Annotated in this window: 9 protein-coding genes; 5 read left to right on the top strand and 4 right to left on the bottom strand. The window is 65.0% G+C overall.

Translation table 11 applies throughout. From position 1 onward, the window contains the following. On the bottom strand, positions 1-687 hold a 687-nt coding region (locus tag EN781_RS19385), incomplete at its 3' end, for a PhzF family phenazine biosynthesis protein (protein WP_145965552.1). A 101-nt stretch (positions 688-788) separates the two neighbouring features. Here EN781_RS19385 and EN781_RS19380 point away from each other — a divergent pair. From EN781_RS19380 to EN781_RS19365, 4 genes are all read left to right on the top strand, one after another. Continuing rightward, positions 789-2,075, top strand: coding sequence for an efflux RND transporter periplasmic adaptor subunit (locus EN781_RS19380; RefSeq protein WP_126053999.1), 1,287 nt, complete (start codon positions 789-791; stop codon positions 2,073-2,075). A 4-nt stretch (positions 2,076-2,079) separates the two neighbouring features. Next, positions 2,080-2,787: an ABC transporter ATP-binding protein gene (locus EN781_RS19375; RefSeq protein WP_126053998.1), complete on the top strand. Its 708-nt coding sequence runs from the start codon at positions 2,080-2,082 to the stop codon at positions 2,785-2,787. Continuing rightward, positions 2,784-4,001 carry an ABC transporter permease gene (locus EN781_RS19370; protein WP_126053997.1) on the top strand — a complete coding sequence of 406 codons (1,218 nt, stop codon included), beginning with the start codon at positions 2,784-2,786 and terminating at the stop codon, positions 3,999-4,001. Before EN781_RS19375 ends, EN781_RS19370 begins: the two co-directional genes overlap by 4 nt. A gap of 97 nt (positions 4,002-4,098) precedes the next feature. After that, positions 4,099-4,341, top strand: a complete 243-nt coding sequence (locus tag EN781_RS19365) for a hypothetical protein (protein ID WP_126053996.1) — start codon at positions 4,099-4,101, stop codon at positions 4,339-4,341. 27 nt (positions 4,342-4,368) lie between these two features. Here EN781_RS19365 and EN781_RS19360 read toward each other — a convergent pair whose 3' ends face one another. Further along, positions 4,369-4,842, bottom strand: a complete 474-nt coding sequence (locus tag EN781_RS19360) for an Lrp/AsnC ligand binding domain-containing protein (protein ID WP_126053995.1) — start codon at positions 4,840-4,842, stop codon at positions 4,369-4,371. Between the two features lie 147 nt (positions 4,843-4,989). On the opposite strand from EN781_RS19360, the gene EN781_RS19355 reads away from it, so the two are divergent. Beyond that, a complete protein-coding gene (locus EN781_RS19355) occupies positions 4,990-6,060 on the top strand; it encodes a 1-aminocyclopropane-1-carboxylate deaminase (RefSeq protein WP_126053994.1) in 1,071 nt (356 codons plus the stop codon). Between the two features lie 4 nt (positions 6,061-6,064). On the opposite strand, the gene EN781_RS19350 is transcribed toward EN781_RS19355, so the two are convergent. Together EN781_RS19350 and EN781_RS19345 are read right to left on the bottom strand one after the other, a co-directional pair. Beyond that, on the bottom strand, positions 6,065-6,790 hold the full coding sequence (locus EN781_RS19350; protein ID WP_126053993.1) for a hypothetical protein: 726 nt from the start codon (positions 6,788-6,790) through the stop codon (positions 6,065-6,067). Positions 6,791-6,818: 28 nt separating this feature from the next. Further along, a partial coding sequence (locus EN781_RS19345) for an endonuclease/exonuclease/phosphatase family protein (protein WP_127400236.1) occupies positions 6,819-7,808 on the bottom strand: 990 nt, incomplete at its 5' end.

Below are 7,808 nucleotides of genomic sequence, written 5' to 3'. Positions count from 1 at the left end.
CTCATAGGAGGGACTGCCGGGCACGATCATGCGCACATGGAAGGCGCTCTCATGGTTGACCGTCTCGCGGCAATAGACATAGGGACTGGCGAAAGCCCATTCGCTCTTGCGCGGCGCCAGTTCCGACCATGCCTGGTTGTCCAGCCGGATTTGGCCCGCCGCCTTCAGGTCGGCGACCGGAATGGTCACGTAGGGCACGCCGGCCGACCAGAACGAGACGCGGTGATTCTCAAAGCCGATCTCATGCGGTCCAAGGCCAAGCGCGGCGCCGATCGCTTCCGCGTCGGCGGAGAGCTCCAGCGGCTCCGGCAGCTTCGCCAGGTCGAACTCGGCGAAAGTGGCGCTGTCATGCTTGCTCACCGCGCAGCGTACCGGGCCGATATTCTCTTCAAGAACGAAGATGCCGGCGGTCTCGCCAGCCAGATCGGCGAGCGCGATCGCCGTACCGACGGTCGGATGGCCGGCGAACGGCATTTCATAGTCGGGCGTGAAGATGCGGATGCGGGCGCGGTGCTTGGCGTTGTCGGGAGGCAGCACGAACACCGTTTCGGAAAGATTGAATTCGCGCGCGATGGCTTGCATAGCCGCCGTGTCCAGCCCCTTGCTGTCCAGGACGACAGCCACGGGGTTGCCGGCCAGCCGCTCGGTCGTAAAGACATCGTAGAGCAAGTAATCCCGGGTTTTCATTCTTGCCTCAATCCCAACATGGGCGAAATTTAATTTGTAATTCGAACCACAAAGCCTGATCTGTGCACAGATAGGGACTGTGCGCATAATAGGGGTCCAGCGTGGACCAGGTTGTCAATCCGCCAAAGACGGAATCGGATTCCGCCATCGAGACGGCGCTCGGCCTCGACCGCAACGGCCTGCGCAGGACACGCCGGCGCGGTTGGCTCTATGCCCTGCTGGCGCTGATCGCCGTTGCCGCGGCGGGTGCCTTCTATCAGTGGTATGCCGGCTCTCAGGCCAAAATCGACTATACCACCGTGCCGGCAGCCGTTGCCGACCTCACCGTCCAGGTCTCGGCCACCGGCACGCTGCAGCCGCTGACGCAGGTCGACATCTCCAGCGAACTTTCAGGCGTCGTCCGCTCGGTCGCGGTCGAGGAAAACCAGCAGGTCAAGAAGGGCGATGTGCTGGCGACGCTCGACACCGCCAAGCTCGAGGTTCAGATCGAGCGCGCCGAGGCTTCCGCCAAGGCAGCCGCGGCAGCCGTCGAGGACGCCACCGTGACGCTGAAGGAAAACGAGAACGCGCTGGCGCGCGCGAACGAACTCACCAAGCGCGGCATGGCGACCGACCAGTCGCTCGAGGCCGCGACCGCGACCCGCGACCGCTCCAAGGCGGCCCTCGACAGCGCCGAGGCCAACCTTGCCATCGCCAATGCCGATCTCAAGGCGCAGCAGACCGACCTTGCCAAGAGCACCATCTACGCGCCGATCGACGGCATCGTGCTGACGCGTTCTGTCGACCCCGGCCAGACGGTCGCCTCCTCGCTGCAGGCGCCGGTGCTGTTCGTCATTGCCGCCGACCTCAGGAACATGGAGCTGCAGGCGGCGGTCGACGAAGCCGATATCGGCTCGGTCAAGCCCGGCCAACATGCCCGCTTCACCGTCGATGCCTTTCCGGAGCGGCCCTTCGACGCCGAGATCCGCGACATCTCCTATGCGTCCGTAACCACTGACGGCGTCGTCACCTACAATGCGCGGCTGGAGGTCGACAACAGCGAGTTGCTGCTCAGGCCCGGCATGACCGCCACCGTCTCGGTCGTCACCAAACAGGCCAAGGGTGTGCTCACCGTGCCGGCCACCGCCTTCCGTTACCGGCCGGCGCCGCCCGCCGCCCGCACGTGGAGCCTGCGCGACCTGTTCACCGGCCGCATGGGCCGCCCTGGCCGCCAGCGCGACGCCACGCCGAGACCGACCGACGGCTCGCGCACGCTCTATGTGCTGGAGAATGGCCGACCCCACGCGGTCAATGTCAAGGTCGGTTCCACCGATGGCGAGCTGACCGAGATTACGTCCGGCCTCGACAAAGGCGCGCAGGTCATCACCGGCTCGCAGCTGCGGAACTGACGCCGTGTCGGGCTCCACGCTGATTGCCTTCGACAAGGTCTGGAAAAGCTACGGCCAGGGCGAAGCCCGCGTGCATGCGCTGGCCGGCGTCGATCTCGCCATCCGAAAAGGCGAGTTCGTCGCCATCATGGGCCCGTCGGGTTCCGGCAAGTCGACGGCGATGAACATCATCGGCTGCCTCGACACGCCGACTGCCGGGACCTACAGTTTCGAGGGCATCGACGCCGGCCGGCTCGACCGCAACCGCCGCGCCATGCTGCGCAACCTCTATGTCGGCTTCGTCTTCCAGGGCTACAATTTGCTGCCGCGCACCACGGCGGCAGAGAATGTCGAGCTGCCGCTGATCTATCGCGGTGTCGCCGCGCGCGAGCGCCGCCAACTTGCCATGCAGGCGCTGGCCGAGGTCGGCCTTGTGGGACGCGAGCATCACACGCCGGCCGAGCTCTCCGGCGGCCAGCAGCAGCGGGTGGCGATCGCGCGCGCCATCGTCACCAGGCCGACGCTGCTCGTTGCCGACGAACCCACCGGCAATCTCGACTCCGCCCGCACGCACGAGATCATGGAGCTCCTGACCAGGCTCAACGCCGAGCTTGGCCTCACCATCGTCATGGTCACGCACGAGGCCGACGTGGCGGCCTATGCCGAGCGCACGATCCGCTTCCTCGACGGCCATGTCGCCACCGACTCCAACAAACTGGAGGCGGCCCAATGATCTGGGAGACAGTTCGCCTGTCGCTGATCTCGATCCGCCGCAACGTGCTGCGCTCCTTCCTGACCTTGCTCGGCATCGTCATCGGCGTCGCCGCCGTCATCGCCATGCTGACCATCGGCTCCGGCACCACCGCGAAGGTCAAGTCGGATATTTCCAAGCTCGGCAGCAATTTGCTCGTCGTCCGCCCCGGCCGTCCGGCCGGGCCTGGCGGACCGGGAGGGCTCGACCAGGCGGTGCGTCCGCTTGCCGACAAGGACCTTGCCGCGCTCGTCAAGCATCTCGACGGCGCGCGCGCCATCTCGCCCGCCTCGCAAAAGCAGGTCCGCGTCATCTTCGGCACCGAAAGCGTTACATCGGGCGTCACCGGCACCGACAGCGCCTATCTCGACGCGCGCGACTGGAAGCTGGTCTCGGGGCGTCCGTTCAGCGATTCCGAGACCCGCGCCGGCGCCGGGGTCTGCCTGGTCGGCGAGACGGTGCGCCAGCAATTCTTCGGCGCCGGCGATCCGGAAGGCGAGACCATCCGCGTCAACCGCACCTCCTGCAAGATCATCGGCCTCTTGGAACCCAAGGGCTACACCGGCTTCGGCCAGGACCAGGACAATGTCGTGCTGATGCCGCTTGCCGCCTACCAGCGCCGCATCGCCGGCAACCGCGACATCGATTCGATCTACATCGCCGCCGACGACCGCACGCCGACCTCCGAACTGCAGCCGCGCGTCGAGGACATCCTGCGCGACACGCGCCGCGTCACGCCCGACCGCGATGACGATTTCTCGATCCGCGACATGACGCAGATCGCCGACGCCATGGCCAGCGCCACCACCACCATGACCGGCATGCTGGGCGCGGTTGCCGGCGTCAGCCTGCTGGTCGGCGGCATCGGCATCATGAACATCATGCTGGTCTCGGTCACCGAACGCACGCGCGAGATCGGCATCAGGCTGGCGATCGGCGCGCATGAGAAGCACATCCTCATCCAGTTCCTGGTCGAGGCGACGGTGCTGTCGCTCCTCGGCGGGATCATCGGCATCCTGATCGGCCTGGCGCTCGCCGCCATCGCCTCGGTGGCGCTGATCATCCCCTTCGCGCCGAGCCCGGCGGTCATCCTGCTCGCGGTCGGCTTTTCGGCGCTGATCGGCATGGTGTTCGGCTTCTTCCCAGCGCTGCGCGGCGCCAGGCTCGACCCGATCGACGCGCTGCGGCACGAGTGAGGCGGCGCGGTCGTTACCGGAATATGCCCTCGCCACCCCTGTCGCCACGCATCCGGCAATGCTACTGCATGGCCTCGGCACATGGGGGGAGATTCGAATGAGCAAGAAGGCGCGGCTGATCCTGGTGTTGGCGATCTTCGAGGCCGCCCTGGCCGGGCTGTGGTGGTATCTCGCCGGCTACGGTATCCAGAATCCCGATCGCGTCGCCACGAATTTTCAGGAGGTCGTCGGCCAGACGATGGGAATGGCGATGGGCGCGCTGCTTGGCCTCGGCGTCATCCTGTTCTTCATCGCCGCCCGCAACGATCGCAAGGCTTTGCAGGACAAGGCGCAGCGCTGAGCTTGCGCGCCCTTGCTCCGCGGCCTGTCAAAACGGAAGCCGCGCATTCTCCTTGACCTCCTTCATGACAAAGAAAGTCCTGGTTTGCCGTACGCCCGGTAGCGCGATCAGCTTCTGCCCGTGGAGCTTGTTGAAATCCGCCATGTCGCGAACCCTTATCTTCAGCAGGTAGTCGAAGTCGCCGGCCACGAGATTACAGTCGAGAACCTCCTTGAGTCTCAGCACGGCTTCCTCGAAAGCGGCGAAGCTTTCAGGTGTCGAACGGTCGAGCACGACGCCGACCATCACCAGCGCGCCAAGCCCTACCGTAGCGGGCGTAATCTCCGCCCTGACCCCGGTGATGTAACCTTCTTCGAACAGGCGTTGCGTGCGCCTGTGGCAGGTGGCGGCGCTGACATTCACGCGCGCCGCCAGCTCCGCATTGGTCAGCCGTCCTTCGGCCTGAAGGGTGCGCAGGATCCTGACGTCGATGCGGTCCAACTCGGTGGAAGATTCTTCCATTTTTGCCAGCCTATATGAACGAACAGGTCAATCATATCGCAAATATCTGGGAGATATGAAAATTCTGCCGGCAAGTTCGAGAACACCTTTCGCCCGACTGCGCCTATTATCAAAGCATCGAAAACGACAAAGAGCGGAGACAGATCGATGTCACTTCTGGCGAAGTTTGAACGCTATCCGCTGACCTTCGGTCCGACGCCCATCGAGCATCTGCCCCGGCTGAGCGCTGCGTTGGGCGGCAAAGTCCACGTCTACGCAAAGCGCGACGATTGCAATTCCGGGCTGGCCATGGGCGGAAACAAATTGCGCAAGCTCGAATACATCGTGCCGGATGCTCTTCGCTCCGGCGCCGATACGCTGGTGTCGATCGGCGGCGTCCAGTCGAACCATACGCGGATGGTCGCCGCGACGGCCGCCAAGATCGGCATGAAATGCGTGGTGATCCAGGAGAAATGGGTGCCCCACTATGACGCGGTCTATGACCGGGTCGGCAACATCCTGATGACACGCCTGATGGGCGCCGACAGCCGGCTGGTCGACGACGGTTTCGACATCGGCATCCGCAAGAGCTGGGAGGACGCTATCCAGTCGGTGAAGGACGCCGGCGGCAAGCCCTATCCGATCCCGGCAGGCGCCTCGGTGCACAAGTTCGGCGGGCTGGGCTATGTCGGCTTCGCCGAAGAAGTGGCTCGGCAGGAAGCTGAGCTCGGCTTTGCCTTCGACTACATGATCGTCTGCGTCGTGACTGGCTCGACGCAGGCCGGCATGATCGTCGGCTTCGCCGCGCAGAACCGTGCCGACCGGGTGATCGGCATCGACGCCTCCGGCACGCTCGACCAGACCCGCGCCCAGGTCCGCCGCATCGTCGACGACACCGCCGCCCTCGTCGGGCTCGGCCGCGCCGTCCGCGACGACGAAATCGTCATCAACCCCGACTATGCTTATCCCGCCTATGGCGTTCCGTCGGAGGCCACGAACGACGCGATCCGCCTGGCGGCCCGCACCGAGGCCATGATCACCGATCCGGTCTACGAGGGAAAGTCGATGCAGGGCCTGATCGACCTGACCAGGAAGGGCTTCTTCCCCGAGGGCTCACGAATTCTCTACGCGCATCTCGGCGGCGCGCCGGCCATCAACGGCTACAGCTATTATTACAAGGACGACGGCGGCTGCCGGAAAAGCATGTCGGACGAGGCGCTGCCGCCGATCTTCCCATAAGGACTCAGGGGACTTCGTCGCCGCCCGCGAAATGCCATTCGATCAGCGGCTTCATATGTCCCATCAGCCCGTCCGGCAGGTCGGTGGCATCACGGATGACGACGGGACCTTCGATCTCCGGTTCCGCCTCCGTGACAATGAAGGCGCGGATGCGCCGCGCGATCTCGTCGGCAGGCTCGGTCACCTGATAGCGGCGGAAGATCACCGTGCCGCTCGGCGTCGACAGCGCATGATAGCGCCGGCCGCGTTCGGCGCCCGACAGGTCGATCGCTGTCTCTTCGCGCACCTCGCGGATCATGTTGAAGTCGACATCGACGAGGCCGTCGCGGAAATCGATCGGCTCGAACGAGCCGGCGGCGAAATAGACGCGGCCGGCATTGACGGTATGCGCGCCCATGCGGATCGCCACCAGCGCATTGTCGCCGGCAACCAGCATGGCATGCGCATAGGCATGCTCGGCGCCGCTCGCCTCGCGCTTCTTCCGCCACAGCATGAAGGTCGAATATTTCACCGCATGGCAGCGGCCGACGAGCCCGCCGTCGCGATAGGCGAGCGCCGAGAGCAACACCACCGTGCCGTCGAACAGCGCTGGGTTCGCCCCCATCTCGCGCCGCCAGTTCTCGGCGATCGCCTCGGCGTTGTCGCGTTCGAACGGATGCCGGCCGGGGTCGAGCCTGACATCGACCTTGTCGACCGGCAGGATGACGTTGCGTGGGAGGTCGAAGCTCATCTTGCTCTGAGGTGTGTTGAGATGCAGCTCAGGCCATGTCCAGGGCGATCACCACCGGGCAATGGTCGGAGGCCTTCGGTCGGTCCCAGCCGGCGCGCGGGAAGCGCTCGACCTCCTGGCCGGCCGGAAAGATGGTGCGCCAGGGCTGGCCGTTGCGGACGATGTCGGGAACGGCGGTCGCGTTCTTCGCCGCCAGCCCCTTCGACAACAGGATATAGTCGAGCTGGCAGAGGTGCCGTTCCTCGGGACCGCGCGTGTGGTAAAAGCTCCAGCGGTCCATCTCCGGCCGTCGCTCGACAACGTTTTCGCAGAAGCCGCCGGCGGTCAGCACGTTGATGCAGGACTGGCTCTCGTCGATCACCTGGAAACGGTAGCCGTCGACGCTGTCGCCCTCGATCTTCACCCGCTGCCGGTAGTCGTTCATGTCGCCGCAGATCGCCCAGCGCTTGTCGGCAGCATGATCCTTGCCGAAGCGCTCCTCGATGATGCGGCGCACCGCCTGCGCCTCAGCGATACGCAGCGGCATCGTCGCCTCGCGGCCGTCCAGCCCATTGCGCGGCGAACCCATCGATTTGAAGTGCACGAGATAGAGCGTCAGCGGCACGCCGCCGATCTTCAGGTCGACCTCGAGGCAGTCGCGCCGGAAGATGCGTTCGATTGCCTGATAGCCGAGCGCCGCGAGTTCCGAGGTGAACAGCCCAAATTGCTCGAAGGTGACATGGGCGTGGCTGGTCATGCGCACGAATTCGATCGGCTGGCCGTCAGCCGTCTCGCTCCGCATCATCACGGCAACGTCGATGCCGCGGGTATCATTGCCGGCCGTGGTGTATTTCTGCCGATAGCCCTGCCCGACCATCTTGAACAGATAGCCGTATTCGAAGGCCTTCAGCGCCTCGATGTTGTCGACCTCTTGCATGCAGATGATGTCGGCACGGGTGGCGGCGATCGCCAGCGCGGTGAGCTGGCGCGTGTCGTCGGACTGCGCAATGGCACGCGCCTGCTCCAGCATCTTGTACTC

It is taken from the genome of Mesorhizobium sp. M4A.F.Ca.ET.090.04.2.1 (assembly GCF_003999085.1).
Classification (GTDB): domain Bacteria; phylum Pseudomonadota; class Alphaproteobacteria; order Rhizobiales; family Rhizobiaceae; genus Mesorhizobium.
The sequence above is the reverse complement of the archived record's forward strand: the minus strand, read 5'-3'. Positions and strand labels throughout refer to the sequence as shown.

Bases quoted from the DNA above. Each gene is read 5' to 3' on its own strand.
- EN781_RS19370 (WP_126053997.1), top strand. From the start codon at position 2,784: ATGATCTGGGAGACAGTTCGCCTGTCGCTGATCTCGATCCGCCGCAAC.
- EN781_RS19365 (WP_126053996.1), top strand. From the start codon at position 4,099: ATGAGCAAGAAGGCGCGGCTGATCCTGGTGTTGGCGATCTTCGAGGCC.
- EN781_RS19360 (WP_126053995.1), bottom strand. From the start codon at position 4,842: ATGGAAGAATCTTCCACCGAGTTGGACCGCATCGACGTCAGGATCCTG.
- EN781_RS19355 (WP_126053994.1), top strand. From the start codon at position 4,990: ATGTCACTTCTGGCGAAGTTTGAACGCTATCCGCTGACCTTCGGTCCG.
- EN781_RS19350 (WP_126053993.1), bottom strand. From the start codon at position 6,790: ATGAGCTTCGACCTCCCACGCAACGTCATCCTGCCGGTCGACAAGGTC.